This is a genomic window from Novosphingobium rhizosphaerae (genome assembly GCF_050920675.1).
GTDB lineage: Bacteria > Pseudomonadota > Alphaproteobacteria > Sphingomonadales > Sphingomonadaceae > Novosphingobium > Novosphingobium rhizosphaerae.
In genome coordinates, this window is sequence record NZ_CP137861.1 from 1,566,680 (window position 1) to 1,582,423 (window position 15,744).

17 protein-coding genes and 1 tRNA gene are annotated in these 15,744 nt (G+C 66.2%); 2 read left to right on the forward strand and 16 right to left on the reverse strand.

Going from position 1 to position 15,744, the window contains the following annotated elements; all coding sequences use genetic code 11:
• Nucleotides 1-107 precede the first annotated feature (107 nt).
• Both R9J51_RS07165 and R9J51_RS07170 read right to left on the reverse strand, forming a co-directional pair.
• Complete coding sequence (locus R9J51_RS07165) at nucleotides 108-1,349, reverse strand: phage integrase central domain-containing protein (protein ID WP_179506264.1); 1,242 nt, start codon at nucleotides 1,347-1,349, stop codon at nucleotides 108-110.
• Between the two features lie 165 nt (nucleotides 1,350-1,514).
• Nucleotides 1,515-1,601: transfer RNA gene (locus R9J51_RS07170), tRNA-Leu, on the reverse strand.
• 272 nt (nucleotides 1,602-1,873) lie between these two features.
• Here R9J51_RS07170 and R9J51_RS07175 point away from each other — a divergent pair.
• Entirely contained in the window at nucleotides 1,874-2,839 is a 966-nt protein-coding gene (locus R9J51_RS07175; protein ID WP_179506265.1) for a complex I NDUFA9 subunit family protein, read from the forward strand.
• A gap of 174 nt (nucleotides 2,840-3,013) precedes the next feature.
• Here the strand turns inward: R9J51_RS07175 and R9J51_RS07180 are convergent, their stop codons facing one another.
• The 9 genes from R9J51_RS07180 to R9J51_RS07220 form a co-directional block, all read right to left on the reverse strand.
• Nucleotides 3,014-3,685 carry a glutathione S-transferase family protein gene (locus R9J51_RS07180; protein WP_168553885.1) on the reverse strand — a complete coding sequence of 224 codons (672 nt, stop codon included), beginning with the start codon at nucleotides 3,683-3,685 and terminating at the stop codon, nucleotides 3,014-3,016.
• 98 nt (nucleotides 3,686-3,783) lie between these two features.
• The gene (locus R9J51_RS07185; RefSeq protein WP_432787916.1) at nucleotides 3,784-4,209 is read right to left on the reverse strand and encodes a hypothetical protein; all 426 of its coding nucleotides are present in this window, start codon (nucleotides 4,207-4,209) and stop codon (nucleotides 3,784-3,786) included.
• 39 nt (nucleotides 4,210-4,248) lie between these two features.
• Nucleotides 4,249-4,692, reverse strand: coding sequence for a chemotaxis protein CheW (locus tag R9J51_RS07190; RefSeq protein WP_168553886.1), 444 nt, complete (start codon nucleotides 4,690-4,692; stop codon nucleotides 4,249-4,251).
• Between the two features lie 31 nt (nucleotides 4,693-4,723).
• On the reverse strand, nucleotides 4,724-5,095 hold the full coding sequence (locus R9J51_RS07195; protein ID WP_168553887.1) for a response regulator: 372 nt from the start codon (nucleotides 5,093-5,095) through the stop codon (nucleotides 4,724-4,726).
• Nucleotides 5,096-5,115: 20 nt separating this feature from the next.
• Nucleotides 5,116-5,670: a chemotaxis protein CheD gene (locus R9J51_RS07200; protein WP_168553888.1), complete on the reverse strand. Its 555-nt coding sequence runs from the start codon at nucleotides 5,668-5,670 to the stop codon at nucleotides 5,116-5,118.
• A 3-nt stretch (nucleotides 5,671-5,673) separates the two neighbouring features.
• Nucleotides 5,674-6,714: a protein-glutamate methylesterase/protein-glutamine glutaminase gene (locus R9J51_RS07205; protein ID WP_168553889.1), complete on the reverse strand. Its 1,041-nt coding sequence runs from the start codon at nucleotides 6,712-6,714 to the stop codon at nucleotides 5,674-5,676.
• Nucleotides 6,711-7,580, reverse strand: a complete 870-nt coding sequence (locus tag R9J51_RS07210; RefSeq protein WP_168553890.1) for a CheR family methyltransferase — start codon at nucleotides 7,578-7,580, stop codon at nucleotides 6,711-6,713. The genes R9J51_RS07205 and R9J51_RS07210 overlap by 4 nt, the downstream gene beginning before the upstream one ends.
• Nucleotides 7,577-9,859: a chemotaxis protein CheA gene (locus tag R9J51_RS07215; RefSeq protein ID WP_179506266.1), complete on the reverse strand. Its 2,283-nt coding sequence runs from the start codon at nucleotides 9,857-9,859 to the stop codon at nucleotides 7,577-7,579. Before R9J51_RS07215 ends, R9J51_RS07210 begins: the two co-directional genes overlap by 4 nt.
• Nucleotides 9,856-10,116 carry an STAS domain-containing protein gene (locus R9J51_RS07220; RefSeq protein ID WP_168553892.1) on the reverse strand — a complete coding sequence of 87 codons (261 nt, stop codon included), beginning with the start codon at nucleotides 10,114-10,116 and terminating at the stop codon, nucleotides 9,856-9,858. The genes R9J51_RS07215 and R9J51_RS07220 overlap by 4 nt, the downstream gene beginning before the upstream one ends.
• Nucleotides 10,117-10,385: 269 nt before the next feature.
• Here R9J51_RS07220 and R9J51_RS07225 point away from each other — a divergent pair, with 269 nt between their 5' ends.
• Entirely contained in the window at nucleotides 10,386-11,426 is a 1,041-nt protein-coding gene (locus tag R9J51_RS07225; protein WP_169473357.1) for a chemotaxis protein CheB, read from the forward strand.
• 223 nt (nucleotides 11,427-11,649) lie between these two features.
• Here the strand turns inward: R9J51_RS07225 and fliS are convergent, their stop codons facing one another.
• From fliS to R9J51_RS07250, 5 genes are read right to left on the reverse strand one after another with little or no spacing between them, the layout of a single operon-like run.
• Nucleotides 11,650-12,021 (reverse strand): flagellar export chaperone FliS, encoded by a 372-nt coding sequence (gene fliS / locus R9J51_RS07230; RefSeq protein ID WP_168553894.1) that lies wholly within the window; start codon nucleotides 12,019-12,021, stop codon nucleotides 11,650-11,652.
• 1 nt (nucleotide 12,022) lies between these two features.
• On the reverse strand, nucleotides 12,023-13,471 hold the full coding sequence (gene fliD / locus R9J51_RS07235) for a flagellar filament capping protein FliD (protein WP_179506267.1): 1,449 nt from the start codon (nucleotides 13,469-13,471) through the stop codon (nucleotides 12,023-12,025).
• Nucleotides 13,472-13,501: 30 nt separating this feature from the next.
• Nucleotides 13,502-14,659 carry an EscU/YscU/HrcU family type III secretion system export apparatus switch protein gene (locus R9J51_RS07240; protein ID WP_179506268.1) on the reverse strand — a complete coding sequence of 386 codons (1,158 nt, stop codon included), beginning with the start codon at nucleotides 14,657-14,659 and terminating at the stop codon, nucleotides 13,502-13,504.
• A gap of 4 nt (nucleotides 14,660-14,663) precedes the next feature.
• Entirely contained in the window at nucleotides 14,664-15,446 is a 783-nt protein-coding gene (gene fliR, locus R9J51_RS07245; RefSeq protein WP_179506269.1) for a flagellar biosynthetic protein FliR, read from the reverse strand.
• Between the two features lie 15 nt (nucleotides 15,447-15,461).
• Nucleotides 15,462-15,734: a flagellar biosynthetic protein FliQ gene (locus R9J51_RS07250; RefSeq protein WP_169473363.1), complete on the reverse strand. Its 273-nt coding sequence runs from the start codon at nucleotides 15,732-15,734 to the stop codon at nucleotides 15,462-15,464.
• Nucleotides 15,735-15,744 lie beyond the last annotated feature (10 nt).

The following is a 15,744-nucleotide window of genomic DNA, read 5'->3' on the forward strand; positions in this document are numbered from 1 at the left end:
CGGCTTGAGCACGATAGTGAAGCGCTAATGATCGCTTCAATCTTAGGACAAGTCAGCCGTGGCGTGGCATATCTGCTGCAAGTCTGAGCATTGAGCTGTCGGAGGGGCTATCCCGAGGCGAAAGACTTCTGGCCACCGAAATTGGGCTTGAGCACCTTTGCGCCATTGCGCAAGCGGTCCAGCTCGTCCGACCAGAACTGCATCAATGCCACTCGCTCATTCCAGTACTCTCCCCGCGTATACGCGCGGCGGACCCCGTTGTTTTCCATATGCGCCAACTGGCGCTCAATCGCATCTGGATTGAAACGTCCGGTCTCGTTGAGAAGCGTGGCCGCCATTGCCCGAAAGCCATGCGCGGTCATTTCCTCTTTCCCAAACCCAAGGGTCCTCAATGCAGCATTGACCGTGTTTTCCGACATGGGCCGGGCAGAGGTGCGGAATGATGGAAAGCAATAGCGGCCTTGGCCTGTCAGGTCCCACAGGTCCTCAAACAGACCTGCAACCTGTGATGATAAAGGGACGCGGTGCGGCCGACGCATTTTCATCTTCTCGGCTGGAATATTCCACACGCTCCGGTCGAAATCGAACTCTGCCCATTCGGCCTGCCGAAGTTCGCCGGGGCGCACGAAGAGGTGTGCTGACAGCTTCAAAGCGAACAGCGTGATGGCATGCCCGGAATAGCCTTCGATCGCGCGCATGAGATCTCCGGCCCGATCCTCGGTGGTGATGGCGGCAAGATGTTTGGCTTTGGGAACAGCCAATGCGCCGCGTAGATCGCGCGCCGGGTCCCGCTCTGCCCGCGTTGTGGCGATAGCGTAGCGGAAGACTCTGCTGAGTACGCTACGCATGCGCCGAGCGCTTTCATGGCGGCCTGTCGCCTCGACCGCGCGCAGAACGGCTAGGACCTCCTGCGCATTGATCTTGGCTACTGGGCGATTTCCGATTCGTGGATAAGCCTTGTCGAGGAGCCAACGCAGTTTGCTGAGCGTTATCTCGGCCATGCCCTCGCGCACGTTCTTCGCCACCCACTCCTCGGCGACAATCTTGAAAGTGTCGTTTTCTTCGACGCGAGCGCGGGCGGCATCGACTTTCTGCTGGTGTGAAGGATCGATGCCTGCTGCGAGCAACCGCCGCGCGTCATCTCGGCGAGCGCGGGCGTCAGCGAGGCTGACTTCGGGCCAGGCTCCGAATGCAAGCGTACGATGCTTTTCAAGATAGCGGTAATTGAGGCGCCACAGCTTCGTGCCGTTGGGGCGGACGAGGAGATAGAGGCCACCGCCGTCCGACAGCTTATAGTCGCGCTCATGCGGTTTGGCGCTGGCGATGGTGGTGACAAACAGGGTTCCCATGAGGGTATCGTCCTAGCTAGGGACGAATATCGATACCCTCGGATATACCCGCATTTTTCGCGATTGGTGCCGAATTCGCCCGGATTTGATCGGACGATCATAGCACAAAATTTGGCTGATTTCAGCCACTTCACGGACGTTTACGGACGTCCGTGGAATGCGAGATGGTGCCCAGGAGAGGACTCGAACCTCCACGCCCTTACGAGCGCCGCCACCTGAAGACGGTGCGTCTACCAATTCCGCCACCTGGGCACTTTCTCTTCGGAAGAGGCTGGAAGCGCTCTCCGTCGGTGGAGTGGGCCAATACGGGTGAGGCCGGGGGGTGTCAACACGGGTTTTGCCATTTCGCTGTCATCTTTTTTTCCACAGCCGCACAATTTTGCCGCTGGTGGGCACCCGCGTTGATACGGAGCATTGAAGCCGGGGGCGGGCCTGTGCCAAAGGCTGGCTATGTGTATTGCGGGTTGGCGGCTGTGCCGTTTCCCGTGGCGTGACATGAACTCGGCGAAATGGACAGGCAGGCAATGAGCAACGCAAATCCAGGCAAGGCAGGCGGGCGCGATCTGGCAGACAAGCTGGTGGTGCTGGTGGGTGGCAGCGGCTTTTTCGGCAGCCATCTGGCGCAGGAACTGCTGGCGCGCGGTGCGCGCCTGCGCGTGTGCAGCCGCCATGTCGAGCGCGGCTATGCGATCAAGGCGCTGGGCAACCTGGGGCAGGTGCAGTTCCTGCGCGTGAACGTGCAGAACGAACGCTCGCTCGCCGCCGCGTTCCTGGGCGCCGATGCCGTGGTCAACCTGGTGGGCGCGTTCAAGGGTGATCTCGATGCCGTGCAGGGACGCGGCGCCGGCCGCGTGGCGGCGCTGGCCAAGGCGGCCGGTGCCCAAGCGTTCGTGCATGTCTCGGCAATCGGTGCCGATCGCACGTCCAACGTGGGCTATGCCCGCACCAAGGCCGAAGGCGAGGCGGCCGTGGCCGAGGCTTTCCCCGGCGCGGTGGTGGTGCGCCCTTCGATCCTGTTCGGCCAGGACGACACGTTCCTCAACCTTTTTGCCAAAGTGATCAGCCAGTTCCCGGTGGTGCCGGTGTTCGGGCCGGACGCGCGGCTGCAGCCGCTGTTCGTGGACGATGCCGCCTGCGCGGTGGCCACGATCCTCGACGATTTTGCCAGCCATGCCGGCAAGACTTTTGAACTGGCGGGCCCCGAAGTGCTGACCATGCTGGAAATCAACCAGCGCATTGCCGCCGCCCAAGGGCGCAAGCCGGTCCTGGTGCCGGTGGGCGACGCCGCGGCTGGCCTTTTCGCCAGCCTGCCCGGCACGCCGCTTTCGCGCGACCAGCTGGCCCTGCTCAAGGCCGGTAGTGTTGCCAGCGGCACTCTGCCTGGCCTGGCCGAGCTGGGCCTGCGCGCACGGCCGCTCGGGCTGCTGCTCGACCGCTGGATGCTGCGCTATCGCAAGGCGGGGCGTTTCGGTGTGAAAAGCCTGGGGTAAGAGGCGCCATGGCCGATCCTCCCTGCTGCGTAGCGGCGGGGAGGGGCACCGCCCGCGAAGCGGGTGGTGAAGGGGGCTCTTTCCCGTGTTGCGCGAGCGTTCACCCCTCCGTCAGGCCTGCGGCCTGCCATCTCCCCATCCGGGATGGGTAGGATCTTGGGGCATCCAGGCCCCTTACGCGTTCACATCGGCATAGTGCGCGGGCGGCTGGATCACGTCCATCCGTTCGGACAGCAGCGGGCGAAAGCTTGGCCGGCTTTTGAACACGGCATACCAGTCGCGCGCCTGTTCGTGGCCGTTCCAGTCGATGCCGCCCAGGTAATCGGCCACCGAAAGCTGGGCCGCGGCCGTCAGGTCAGCCAGGCTCATCGTCGATCCCGCCAGCCAGGGCCGGTTATCGATCAGGTGGTCGATATAATAGAGATGGTCGTGCGCCAGGCGCAGTGCTTCGCGCAGGGCGCGCGAATCGGGGGACTGGCGATAGACCAGCCGCTTCTTCATCCGCTCTTCCAGCAAGGGCATGGTCACGTCGGCGAAGAAGTTTTCATCGAACAGGGCCACGAGGCGGCGAATCTCGGCGCGGTTGGTGGCCGTGCCGTTGATCATCGGGTTCTTGTCGTTGGTCTCTTCCAGGTATTCGCAGATCGCCCGGCTATCGACCAGGGTGATGCCGCGCCCTTCGTCGCGCAGCACCGGGGTGCGCACGGCAGGGTTCAGCTTCTGGAATTCTTCGCGATAATCCCATGGATTTTCACGGATCAGTTCGTAGGGGATGCCCTTTTCCGCCATGAGCAGCCGAACCTTGCGGCTGAACGGGCAAAGGGGAAACTGGTAAAGTTGCCACATGCCATCTCCATGGACGAGGGGCACGGGCCAAGTCCAGCACCCTGGCGCGCCAGCGACGTTTTTTTACGCCGGCTGGCCTGCGCTGGGCGCTGGCCGCATCAATGGAACATGCGCATGCGGTCGCGCAGCACGTCGATCCCGATCTGCTCGATCGCCTTGACCGGGCAGTCGGCTTCCAGCAGCTTTGCGAGCGAGCGCTGCTTTTGCGCGATCAGGTCGATCGCCTGAAGCACGTCCATGTGCCGCGTGGCGATCTCCATGTCGGTGCACAGGCGCCCGCCCAGGTCTTCCACTTCCAGGGCCAGTTCCTCCAGCACCACGGCGATCTGCTGGTGCGTGGCATCGCGCAGGTTGGCTGCATGCTGGTCGGTTTCGGCCTGGCTGGCACTGGGCACGGGCACGGCGTCGAAAGGCACGAAGCCGTCAGCATCGACCGCTTGCACGGATTGGCCGCCGGCCGCGGCTCCACCCGGATGCGCGCCCGGATCGGGCTCGGGCCAAAGGTCGGTCGTGTCGATGGGCATCGAAAGGCTCTCCGGGACGTCGCGTCAGATGGTGTCGGATCAGGCCGCTTCAGCCATGGAATCGCTGTCGGCCAGGGCCGCCAGGTTGAGCACCATGACCATCTTGTCCTCGATCGCGGCAAGGCCATCCAGGAACGGAACCACGGTATCGCTGCCCGAAGAGGGCGGCGGGGGCTGCATCGCCTCGTCCGGCACGGTGACGATGTCGCTGACCGAATCGACGATCCAGCCGCCGATCTGGCTGCCCAGCTGGGTGACGATGATCGCGTGGCGCGGCGTTGGCTCGGTGGCGCGCCAGCCGAGCCGCGCGGCGAGATCGACCACCGGCAGCACGGTACCGCGCAGGTTGACGACCCCGGCTACATAGTGCGGCACGCGCGGCAGGCGCGTGGTTGGCGTCCATGCGCGAATTTCGCGAATGGCCATGATATCAAGCCCGAAGACCTGGCCTTCCACTTCGAAAGTGATCAGTTCGCGGATCATTGCATGTCTCCCATCGGGGTTGCGGTGACGGTCAGTGCGAGACGCGGCGCACGGCCGCGACCAGCTTGGCCGGATCGAACGGCTTGACGATCCAGCCGGTGGCCCCCGCCGCACGGGCGCGGGCCTTTTTCTCTTCCGAGCTTTCGGTGGTCAGCACCAGGATCGGGCGGTCGCGGTGGCGGCTGCCCTCGCGCAGGCGCTCGATGAGGCCGAACCCGTCAAGCCGGGGCATGTTGATGTCGGTGATCACCACATCGACTTCGTTGAGTGCCAGCCAGTCGAGCGCGGCCATGCCGTCCTCGGCCTGGGACACGTCGAAGCCTTGCGAGGTGAGTGCGTGGTTGAGCAGGGCCCGCATCGACGGGCTGTCGTCTACGGTAAGGATCCGGGTGGTATTGGTCATGCCTGGACTCGCTTTTCCATTCAGAACAGTTCGACGTCGCCGAGCGATACGGCCGGACGTGCGGTGGGTTGGACAGGGGGCGCAAGCCGGTCTTCCACAGTGCGGAGGCGGACCTGACCCGATGCCGGGCGGAAATCGACACGCCGCGCCTGCGTTCCGCCCAGGTCCTCGCGCATCAGCGCGATCCCTTCGTTGGCCAGGAACTTGCGCGCGAACTCGGCATTGACCGAGCCGATCTTCATCATGTTGCGGTTGACGTTGGCGCCGCCATAGAGGTGGGCCTTGAGCTTGGACTTGCGGGCACCCTTGGCCAGCATCTCGTTGACCAGAAGTTCCATCAGGAAAAGGCCATAGTGTTCGTCGACCGCCGTGTCGTAGCCGGCGGGCGGCTCGGCGAGCAGGAAGTGGTTCATGCCGCCCACCCGCGCATCGGGATCGAACAGGCATGTGGCCACGCAACTGCCCAGCACGGTGGAAAATTCCACGGTGCCGTCGGCACTGGCCAGCGCCTGACCCTGCATCACCGTGACGCGTTCGAGCCCACTGGGATTGGGCAGGATGGGTTTGTGGAACATGGCTCAGGCCGCCTTGCTGAATGCGTGGCGGGCGATATGCCCGATCGGCGCCACCACTTTGGCCGCACCCAGCGAGATCGCCGCGCGTGGCATGCCAAAGACGGTGCAGGTCGCCTCGTCCTGGGCAATGGTGCGTGCGCCTTTTTGCGCCATGGCCAGCAGGCCCTTGGCCCCGTCGGACCCCATGCCGGTGAGCAGGATGCCGACGGCCTGGGCGCCGACGACTTCGGCGACGGAGGAAAACAGCACGTCCACCGAGGGCAGGTGCCCCGAAACCGGTTCGCCCCGCCGCAGCTTGGCATGCAGGTTGGTGGTGCCGCCGATGCCCAGGTGCCGATCGTCGCCCGGTGCCAGGTAGACGTTGCCCTCGCGCAGCGGCATGTCGGGTTCGGCCAGCTGGATGCGGGGCGGGCAGTTCTGGTCGAGCGTGCGCGCCACGGCCGGGGCGAAGCGTTCGTTGATGTGCTGCACGATCAGCGTGGGCGGGCAATCGGCCGGGAAATCCGACAGCAGGATCTGCAAGGCTTCAACCCCGCCGGTGGACGAACCGATCGCGATCAGGCGCGGCCGATCGGCAATCGACAGGCGTGCCTGGCTGGCGATGCGGCTGGTCGGCACGGCCGGCGCGGGGGCACCGCGCGGGGCAAACCGCACTTTGGACGCGCTGCGGATCATGTTGGCCAGGCGCCCGCTGTCTTCCAGCGTCATGCCCTGGCCCATCTCGCTCTTGGCATAGCAATCCACTGCACCGAGCGCGAGCGCGCGGGCCGTGGTATCGTTGCCCTGCTGGGTGGCGCCCGAGACGATGATCACCGGGGTGGGCCGCAGCTGCATGATCTTTTCCAGGAAATCCAGGCCGTTCATGCCGGGCATTTCCACGTCGAGCGTGACCACGTCGGGGTCCAGCTCGCGGATCATCTGCCGCCCTTCGGCGGCATTGGCGGCGGCGGCCACCACTTCGATATCGGGTTCCTTGGACAGCCGGTTCATGAGGATGGCCCGCATCGTGGGCGAATCCTCGACAATCACCACGCGGATGGTCATGCTGCCCTCCTCGAATAGATCGTTGGTCCCATGTTGGACAGCGTCTCCAGAGCCGGGCCAGTGACCCGCTCGCTATGGCCGATGTAAAGATGGCCGCCACGCACAAGCTTTTCCGCAAAGCGCGCCACGAGCCGTTCCTTGGTTGGGTTGTCGAAATAGATCATGACGTTGCGGCAGAAGATCACATCAAAGGCGCCGGCCATCGGCCAATCGCCCAGAAGGTTGAGGTGGCGGAAGCGCAGCAGGGCTTGGGCTTCCGGGGCGATCGTGGCGTCGGTGCCGTCGGGCACCGTCCAGGCCCGGCGCAGCGGCTCGGGCACGGGCTTCAAGTCTTCCTGGCGATAGCGCGCCGCCTGCGCCTTGGTGATGGCGTGGGTGGCGATGTCGCTGGCGAGGATGCGAATGTCGCGCCGCGCCAGCTTGAGCCCTTCGCCCCGGTCGGGGCCCAGGAACGTCATGACCAGCGACCAGATTTCCTCGCCGCTGGAGCAGCCGGCCGACCAGATCCGCACTTTGCCGCCGCGATCGAGTTGCTCGATCAACTGCGGGCGCACCACTTCGGCAAAGTGTTCGAAATGATGGGCTTCGCGATAGAAGAAGGTGTGGTTGGTGGTGAGCGCGCAGATCGCCTTGGTGCGTTCGGCCGCATCCTCGCGGATGCGCAAGACATAGGCGCCAAAGGTCTGGCAACCCGAATCGCGCACCAGCGGGGCCAGCCGCGAATAGACCAGCATGGCCTTGCCCGGCGGCAGCACGATGCCGGCCTCGCGATGGGCGATCTCGCTCACCGCCTTGAAGTCGGCGGCGTCGTAGACCCCCGGGCTCACGCCGGGCAGGCTCGCTTCAAAGGCGGATTGAACGCTCATGCCGCTTCGGCCAGGCCATGCGGATGCGAGAGGTCCATCTGGCCGTGTTCGGCCAGGCTGCGGGCGACCAGGCCATCGACGTCGACGATCAGCGCAACGCGGCCATCGCCCAGGATCGTGGCGCCGGCCACGCCCTCTACCGAGCGGTAGTGCGTGTCGAGGCTCTTGATCACGACCTGGCGTTGGTCGACGATCGAATCCACCAGCAGGGCCGCGCGGCCCGCGCCTTCGGTTTCCACCACGATCAGCACGCCATCCTGCGGCAGTTCGACCGCGCCATTGGCGCCCACCGCCACGTGCAGCGGCACCACGGGGATGAAGCGGCCGCGCACGTTCATCATCGCGCGGTTGGAACCCAGTCCCTTCACGTCTTCCACCGAAGGGCGCAGCGATTCCACCACGTTGGCCAGCGGCACGACCAGCGTCTGATCCCCGACATTGACCACCATGCCATCGGAAATGGCCAGGGTGAGCGGCAGGGTCAGCGTGAACGTGGTGCCCACGCCGTGTTCGGATTCGATGGTGATGCGCCCGCCCAGGTCCTTCACGTTCTGGCGCACCACGTCCATGCCCACGCCGCGCCCGGAAATGTTGGACACGGTCTGTGCCGTGGAAAAGCCGGGAGCAAAGATCAGCAGGTCGATCTCTTCCTTGGACAGCTGCGCATCAGGGGCGACCAGGCCCTTTTCGATCGCCTTGGCCAGCACGCGCTCGCGGTTGATGCCGCGCCCGTCGTCACCGATGCGGATGAGGATGCGGCCCGAACGATGCTCGGCCGAAAGGGTGAGCGTGCCTTCCGCGCTCTTGCCCGCGGCGATGCGTTCCTCGGGCTTTTCGATGCCGTGGTCCACCGCATTGCGGATAAGGTGGGTGAGCGGTTCGCCCAGGCGTTCGATCACCGTCTTGTCGAGCTCGGTGCTTTCGCCCGAAACTTCCAGCCGCACGTGCTTGCCGGTGCTGGCGGAAAGTTCGCGCATGATGCGCGGCACGCGGCTGAACACCGAGCCGATCGGCTGGGCGCGGATGGCCATGGCGCTTTCCTGGATATCGCGCGTGAGGCCGTCGAGCACGGCGATTTCCTCGCTGGCGGCCAGGCCCTCGCTCGACAGGCGCTGGGCCATCATCGCCTGGGCGATGACCAACTCGCCCACGGCGTCGATCAGCTTGTCGAGCTTGGACAGTTCGATGCGGATCGATTGGCCGGGAGCAGGCGGCGCGGGCGGCGCGCCGGCGGCCGAAGGGGCCGCGGCGGCGGGCGGAGGCGGGGCTGCAGCCGGGGTGGCCGCAGCGGCCGGCGCGGCCGGCGCCTCGGCAGCCGGGGCCGCCGTCGCAGGGGCTGCGGGCGCCGCCGGGGCAGGCGCGGGTGCGGGGGGCGGCGCGGCCGCGGCCGGGGCCGGCGGCGGCGCGGCCGCGGGCAGGCGCACCGCCGGCATGGCGGCATCGGCACCGATCGCGATCTCGCAATCGTCACCCACGAAATCGAAGATGTCGCGCACCGCGGCGTCGTCGACGCTGGCGGGCATGCGGAACGTCCAGCCCAGATAGCCGACGCCGGGATCGAGCGCATCGAGATGGGGCACGGCGGACACATCGCATTCCGCACAGACGCCGCCCAGTTCGAGCACTTCGCGCAGCATCAGCATCGGTTCGCTGCCATTGCGCATGGCGCCGGCATGGGGGCGGATCTTGACGATCCACGTCGACGCGGCCTCGTCGGCCTGGTCTTCGCCGCCGTCGTCGGCCGTGCCACCACCGGCCATGGCGCCGGCAATGCTGTCGAGCATCGAATCGAAATCGAGGCCCATGTCGTCGTCGAAGCTGCTGCCGCTGCTGCTGCTGGCCGGTTCGGCCGGCGCCGGCTCTGCCGCCGGGCCATGCGCGGCCGGCGCTGCGCCACCGGCATTGGCGGCCATGGCGGCGGTGAGTTCGGCCTGGAGCGCGGCATCGTCGGGCGTCTCGCCCTGGCCGCGCGCGGCCATGACATGGTCGCTGAGCGTGTCGAGCGCGCGCAGCAGTAGGTCGATCAGCGGCTCGGTAATCGCCACGGTGCCATCGCGCACGTCAGACAGCAGCGTCTCGAACGTGTGGGTATAGGCCTGGAGCGCGATGAAGCCGAATGCGCCGGCGCCGCCCTTGATCGAGTGGACGCCGCGGAACACCGCGTTGACGGTGTCGGCATCCTGGGTGCCTTCCTTGCAGGCGGCCAGGCCCTGTTCGGCCGCGGCGAGCGATTCTTCGCACTCGGCGAAGAAGATCGCCTGGATTTCCTCGGCGTTCATGCTTGGGCTCCATCGAACAGTTCGGCTTCCAGTCCGATCTGGCGGGCCGTTTCGCGCAAGGCGGGCGAGGGATCGATCACCGCGCCATCGCCACTGCGGCGGGCGCTGACCAGCACCTGGAACATGGCCTGGCCCACGTGGGTGCAGGCCGTGCCGTCGATCTGCATCGGGCCGGCGCCCAGCGCGGCAATCAATTCGGGCAGCAGCGCTTCGGCGGCCGCCCGGTCGCAGCGCGGTGGCAGGGTGATCGTGGGCATCGCGTCGGTTTCCCCTCGATAACGCAAGGACATCTTCATCGGCCGCGGCGTGGGCGAATCGGCCATGTGCCAAGGGTTTGGCGCGGGCCGTGGCGACACGGTGGCGGGCGTTCGACAAAGGCTTAGCGGGAATGGGGAAAGGCGCGCTTTCCGCCGACTTAGGGTGAGATACCTAGGGGCGCGGATGGAATTTGCACTGGCCTGCCTCTGTAAGGAAGTCGGGCAGATGGCGCCGGGCAGTTGGCGCCCAGACGAAGGTTTCACGATCCATGCACGAAGCTCGCGTTCTTGTGGTGGACGACTCAGCGGCAATGCGCGCGCTGTTTTCGGACATCCTCGATCAGACCAAGAATGTCGTCGTCGTCGGCGCTGCCTCCAGTGCGGCCGATGCGCGCGATCGCATCGCGGATCTCAAGCCCAATGTGATCACCCTGGACGTGGAAATGCCCGGGATGAGCGGCATCGAGTTCCTGGAAGAATTGATGGGCAGCAATCCGCTGCCGGTGGTGATGCTCTCCAGCCTCACGCAGGCCGGCACCGAAACCTCGCTCAAGGCGTTCGAGCTGGGCGCGGTGGAATGCTTTCCCAAGCCCTTGAAAGCCACGCCCGAACAGTTTGCCAAGACCGTGGGCAAGCTGGGCAAGATCGTGCTGGCGGCGGCCAACAGCAACGTGCGCGACCGCTCCAAGCTGCAGGCCAAGCGCGAAGCGGCTGCTGCCGAAGCGCCCAAGTTCAGCTGGAACGGCCGCTTCGTGGCGTTCAGCGCCTCGATGGGCGGGATCGATGCCTTGACCACGATCCTGTCGGAATGGCCCGACGAATGCCCGCCCACGGTGATCTGCCTGCAAACCGAACCGATGCTGGCCGAAACCTTCATCAAGCGCCTCGATACCGATCTGGGGTGCAGCGTGAAGATCGCCCGCGATGGCGCGGCGCTGGCGCAGGGCACGATCCATATTGCCGCCGACCCTGAACGCCACGTGGTGATCGAACCGGGCCAGCCGCCCAAGATCCGCCTGATGGAGCGCGAGCCGGTGGAAGGTTCGCGGCCTTCGGCCAACCTGCTCTATGGCTCCATCGCGCGGGCCGGCATCCCCGCGGTGGGCGCCGTGCTGACCGGCATGGGCAACGACGGTGCCAAGGGCCTGAAGCTGCTGCGTGACAGCGGCATGGACACGATCGTGCAGGACCCCAAGACCGCGCTGGTGAACGAAGCGCCCGCCGCCGCGATCGACCTGGGTGCCGCCGGCCGCCAGGTTTCGCTCGACGACCTGGGAGCGGCCGTCATCGCGCTGTGCAACCAGAACTGACCGCCTTCGCGTTTTCTGGCCAATCCCCCTCCTGGCCATAGCCGGGCATGGTCCGCCCCCGGACCATGCCCGGATCTTGCCCGGCGCTGCGTGCCCCCGCAGCGCCGGGCTTTTCTGTGGGCCGCAGCGCTGCATGTGCCAAGGCCCGGGGCAGGATCGCTGCACCGGGCCTTGGCTTGTGATCGGGGGATGAGGACGAGAGGGCGAGAGGGCCGGCGGGCGATCAGTGGCCCATCATGGCCTGGCGAATTTCCAGGAAATCCTTGCGGATGGTTTCCATCTTGGCACCGTCAAAGCGCAGTGCGCTGTCGAGCACGGTGCGGCGGGCCGACTGGTAGAGCTGGATCAGCGCCGGCCCGGCCGGGCTTTCGCCATCGACACCCATCTGCAACGCGGTGAGCGCGGAAACCGCGCGGGTGAGCGCGGCGCTTTTGGCGGCGTTGTCGCCGGTGCGTTCGGCATAGATCGCGCGGCCGAGCGAGCCTGCCACCTGTTCCAGGCACAAGTCCACCAGCTGGCGCGGGTTGGCGCCGCGCACCCGCGCTTCGAAATCGACGCGGCGATAGGCTTCCCCAGGATCGCGGTGATGGCGCATGTCAGCTCGACTTGTTGTTCCACGCCGTGATCTGGTTGGTCAGGAACGTCAGCGTGGATTGGGAATCCGAAACCTTGGTGGCCAGGGTGGCATAGCGCGTGACCAGCTGGGTGCGCAGGGTTTCCTGCTTGGTCTGCAGATCGGAAAGCTGGGTGGCCAGCGTGGTCTGCTTGGTGCTGAGCGACGCGATCACCCCGCCCAGCGAGCCCGGATCGGTGGTGGACGCCACGTTACGCGAAATCTTGTCGAACGTGGCGTAGACGCCATAGACGCCGTTGGTGAACATCGCCGTGACGCCGCTGGGGCTGTTCGTCAGCGTCTTGGTCAGCACGTCGGTATCGAGGGCGAACGTGCCGTCGCGGTTGATCTTGAGGCCGAGGTCACCCAGCGTTTTCGGCTGGCCAGAGGCTGCATTGGGCATGACCACCGTGCTCGACAGCGTGCTGAGCGTCTGGCGCAGCGATCGCGCGCCGGCGTTGTTGTTGAGCGAGCCGCTGTTGGCATCGGTATCCGATGTCAGCGTGCTGACCACTTCGTTGAGCGCGCTGACCAGGTCGCTCATCGCCGTCTGGATCGCGCTGGACGGATCGGAAAAGCCGATCGTGGTGGGCGCGCCGACGTTGGTGCCGGTCAGCTTGAGCGAGACGCCGGGCGCGGCGTCGGTGATGGTATTGGACGTGGACGTGCGCGACACGCCATCGAGCGAATAGATCGCATCGGTGGCCGTGGACTTGATCCGCGTGGTGTCGCTGGGCGTCCAGGCCAGGGTGGACAGCGTGGTATCGCCCGCGTCGGGCGTGGTTTCGATCTGGAAGCCGTTGGCTGCGCCGTCGGCCCCCTTGATCACCAGCTGCGCGCCCGATGCCCCGGTGGCGACATAGGCCGAAACGCCCGCGTTCGCGGCATTGATCTTTTGCGCCAGGGTGGTGAGCGTGTCGCTGCTGGTCAGCGTGATATCCACCTGGTTGCGGCTGCTGTCGGCGGTGAAGGCGCCGCTGGCCACCGTGCCGAAGCGCAGCGTGAACGTGCCCGAACCCACCGCGCTGGCCGCCGAGGCCATGGTCGGGCTAACCAGCGTCTGCCCCTTGGCCAGCTGAGTCACTTCCAAGGTGGAGGTGCCGCTGCCGCTGAACGTGCCCTTGGTCACCGTGGCGACGGCCGTGTTGGTGATGGTGGGGGTGATCGCCAGATCGCCCTCGCGCACGCGCGTTCCCAGCGACGTGGCCAGCGAGTTGAGCATCGACTTGAGCGTCGAGGCATCGGAGATCTGCGTGGCGATCTTGTTCTGCTTGGCCGTGACCGCATCGATCCGCGCGGCGAATTGCGCGGCGGAAAGCTGTTCGGCAAGGCCGGAGCTGTCGATCGTGCTGCTGCCCAGCGACGCCAGCAGCTTGGCCGTGGCGGAGGACGACGAGGTGGACGACGTGGAGGTCGATGAGGTCGTGGTCATACCGCCAAGAACGGCCGTTTGTTGAGCGGATTAAGGAGTAATCGTCTCGGGCCGTCCATCGGCATCGAAACGCAGCGACACCGGCACGTTGACCATCGGGGCAGGCGGCGTTTCCCCGCGCTTGAGCGACATGACGAAGGCCAGGATTGCCGCGATCGGGCCGTAGAGTTCCTCGCAGATCACCTGGCGTTCGCGCGTGGTGTAATAGACCGAGCGGGCCAGCGCCGGATATTCCAGCGTGGGCACGGAAAGTTCGGCGGCCAGTTCGCGCATCGCCAGCGCCTTTTCCCCGCGCCCCTTGGCGAGCACGATCGGGGCGGGCGCCACTTGGGGATCATAGGCCAGCGCGACGGCAAAGTGGGTGGGGTTGGTGATCACGAACTGCGCATCGCGCATCGCCTTGTTGACGCCGGCCATGGCGATCTGGCGCTGGCGGCCGCGGATGGCGGCCCTCTTTTCAGGCGACCCTTCGCTTTCCTTGGTTTCGTCGCGAATGTCCTGAAGGCTCATGCGCAGGCGCATGAAGCGGCGCACGAACTGCACCGGGAAATCGATCAGCGCGATGATCACCAGCCCTGCCGAAAGCAGCACCAGCAGCGACAGCACCGCGTCCCAGGCGTAGCCGAGCTGGCCTGCCAGCGCCCCTTGCGTGATCTGCCCGCCGCCCAGCCCGACCAGCGCCGCCAGGCGCCCACGCAGCCAGATGTAGGCCAGCATCCCCAGCAGCATTACTTTGGCCAGGCCCTTGCCCAGCTCGATCAGGCCCTGCATGCCGAACATGCGGGTGAGGCCCTTGAGCGGATCGAGCCGCGAACCCTTGGGCGCCAGGTTTCCCGCGTTCCACCGACCGTTGGAAAAGGCCAGTTGCGACACCAGCGCCACGGCCATCAGCGCCACGCCGAGCAGCAGGACCGGCGGCATCACCGCGATCAGCGCGCCGGCAATCCGCTGCGCCGGATCGAAATGGTCGAGCGTATCGCGATCCCAGGCAAAGCCGCTGCGCGTGACCTGCCCCAGCTGCCCCAGCATCCACGGCCCGGCCAGCCATAGCCAGGCAACGCCCGCCAGGACGCCGGCCGCCGTGCCCAATTCGCGCGAGCGCAGGACATCGCCATTACTGGCTGCATCGCGTTTGCGCTTTTCGGTTGGGGCGAATGTCTTTTCGCCGCTGCCTTCGCCTTCGGCCATGGCGCTATTTCACCAGCAGGGCCTGCGCCTGGCCCAGGCCGAGCGCGACGAGATCGGTCAATGCGTCGGCCACCAGCGGTGCCGAAGCGACGAGCGCGCCGATCCCCGCCAGCACGCCCAGCGGCAGGCCCAGAGCAAAGATGTTAAGGCTGGGCGCCGAACGCGCCAGCACCCCGAACGTCAACTGGACGAGCAGCAGCAAGAGCACCAGCGGCAGCGCGATGGCCAGCGCCGAAACGAACATCTGCGTGCCGAACCCGGCGATCAGGCCCATGCGATCGGGCGTGAACCACCCGCCACCGGGCGGAAACGCGCGATAGCTTTCCACCAGCAGGGCAAACCATTGCAGATGCGCGCCAAGACCCAGGAAGATCACCGTCAGCAGGACCGAGAAATACTGTCCCAGCGCGGGCGAATGCGCGCCCGAAACAGGATCGGCGGCGGTCGCGATGCTCATGCCCATGCTTGCCCCGATCAGTTCGGCGGCAATGACTGGTGCGGCAAAGGCGAATTGCAGGACAAAGCCCAGCCCCAGGCCAATCACCACTTCGCCCGCCACATCGAGCAGGCCGGGCAGCGAGAACAGCGCCGGTGGCGCGGCAATCGCCGTCCAGTTGCACAAGAGCACCGCCAGCGCGCCGGCCAGCACCACGCGCACATTGGCCGGCACTTGCTGGCTGCCGAACAGCGGCACGGCGAACAAGGCGGCGCCGCAGCGCGTCATCAGGAAGACCATGCGCCAGAATTCCGCTTCCAGCGCGCCGAACCCGAAGTTGAGCGCAATCATGGCGCCATTGCCCCCTTATTGCCCGGTAGCCGCGATCTGGGCGAACACGTCTTTCATGAAATCGCCGATCAGGCCCAGCATGGCCCCGCCCAGCAGGACCAGGATCACGGCCGTGACCGCCAGTTTGGGCACGAAGGTGAGCGTCTGCTCGTTGACCGAGGTGGCCGCCTGGATAATCCCCACGACGAGGCCCACGGCGAGGCTCGCGATCAGCACGGGGGCGGCGACCAGCGCGGTGATCCACAGCATGCGATCAGCCAGGGCGAGGAGCGATGCGGTATCGTCCATGGTCTTGCGC

Coding starts and splice junctions, on each gene's coding strand:
- R9J51_RS07165 (WP_179506264.1), bottom strand. CDS start 1,349: ATGGGAACCCTGTTTGTCACCACCATCGCCAGCGCCAAACCGCATGAG.
- R9J51_RS07175 (WP_179506265.1), top strand. CDS start 1,874: ATGAGCAACGCAAATCCAGGCAAGGCAGGCGGGCGCGATCTGGCAGAC.
- R9J51_RS07180 (WP_168553885.1), bottom strand. CDS start 3,685: ATGTGGCAACTTTACCAGTTTCCCCTTTGCCCGTTCAGCCGCAAGGTT.
- R9J51_RS07185 (WP_432787916.1), bottom strand. CDS start 4,209: ATGCCCATCGACACGACCGACCTTTGGCCCGAGCCCGATCCGGGCGCG.
- R9J51_RS07190 (WP_168553886.1), bottom strand. CDS start 4,692: ATGATCCGCGAACTGATCACTTTCGAAGTGGAAGGCCAGGTCTTCGGG.
- R9J51_RS07195 (WP_168553887.1), bottom strand. CDS start 5,095: ATGACCAATACCACCCGGATCCTTACCGTAGACGACAGCCCGTCGATG.
- R9J51_RS07200 (WP_168553888.1), bottom strand. CDS start 5,670: ATGTTCCACAAACCCATCCTGCCCAATCCCAGTGGGCTCGAACGCGTC.
- R9J51_RS07205 (WP_168553889.1), bottom strand. CDS start 6,714: ATGACCATCCGCGTGGTGATTGTCGAGGATTCGCCCACGATGCGGGCC.
- R9J51_RS07210 (WP_168553890.1), bottom strand. CDS start 7,580: ATGAGCGTTCAATCCGCCTTTGAAGCGAGCCTGCCCGGCGTGAGCCCG.
- R9J51_RS07215 (WP_179506266.1), bottom strand. CDS start 9,859: ATGAACGCCGAGGAAATCCAGGCGATCTTCTTCGCCGAGTGCGAAGAA.
- R9J51_RS07220 (WP_168553892.1), bottom strand. CDS start 10,116: ATGCCCACGATCACCCTGCCACCGCGCTGCGACCGGGCGGCCGCCGAA.
- R9J51_RS07225 (WP_169473357.1), top strand. CDS start 10,386: ATGCACGAAGCTCGCGTTCTTGTGGTGGACGACTCAGCGGCAATGCGC.
- fliS (WP_168553894.1), bottom strand. CDS start 12,021: ATGCGCCATCACCGCGATCCTGGGGAAGCCTATCGCCGCGTCGATTTC.
- fliD (WP_179506267.1), bottom strand. CDS start 13,471: ATGACCACGACCTCATCGACCTCCACGTCGTCCACCTCGTCGTCCTCC.
- R9J51_RS07240 (WP_179506268.1), bottom strand. CDS start 14,659: ATGGCCGAAGGCGAAGGCAGCGGCGAAAAGACATTCGCCCCAACCGAA.
- fliR (WP_179506269.1), bottom strand. CDS start 15,446: ATGATTGCGCTCAACTTCGGGTTCGGCGCGCTGGAAGCGGAATTCTGG.
- R9J51_RS07250 (WP_169473363.1), bottom strand. CDS start 15,734: ATGGACGATACCGCATCGCTCCTCGCCCTGGCTGATCGCATGCTGTGG.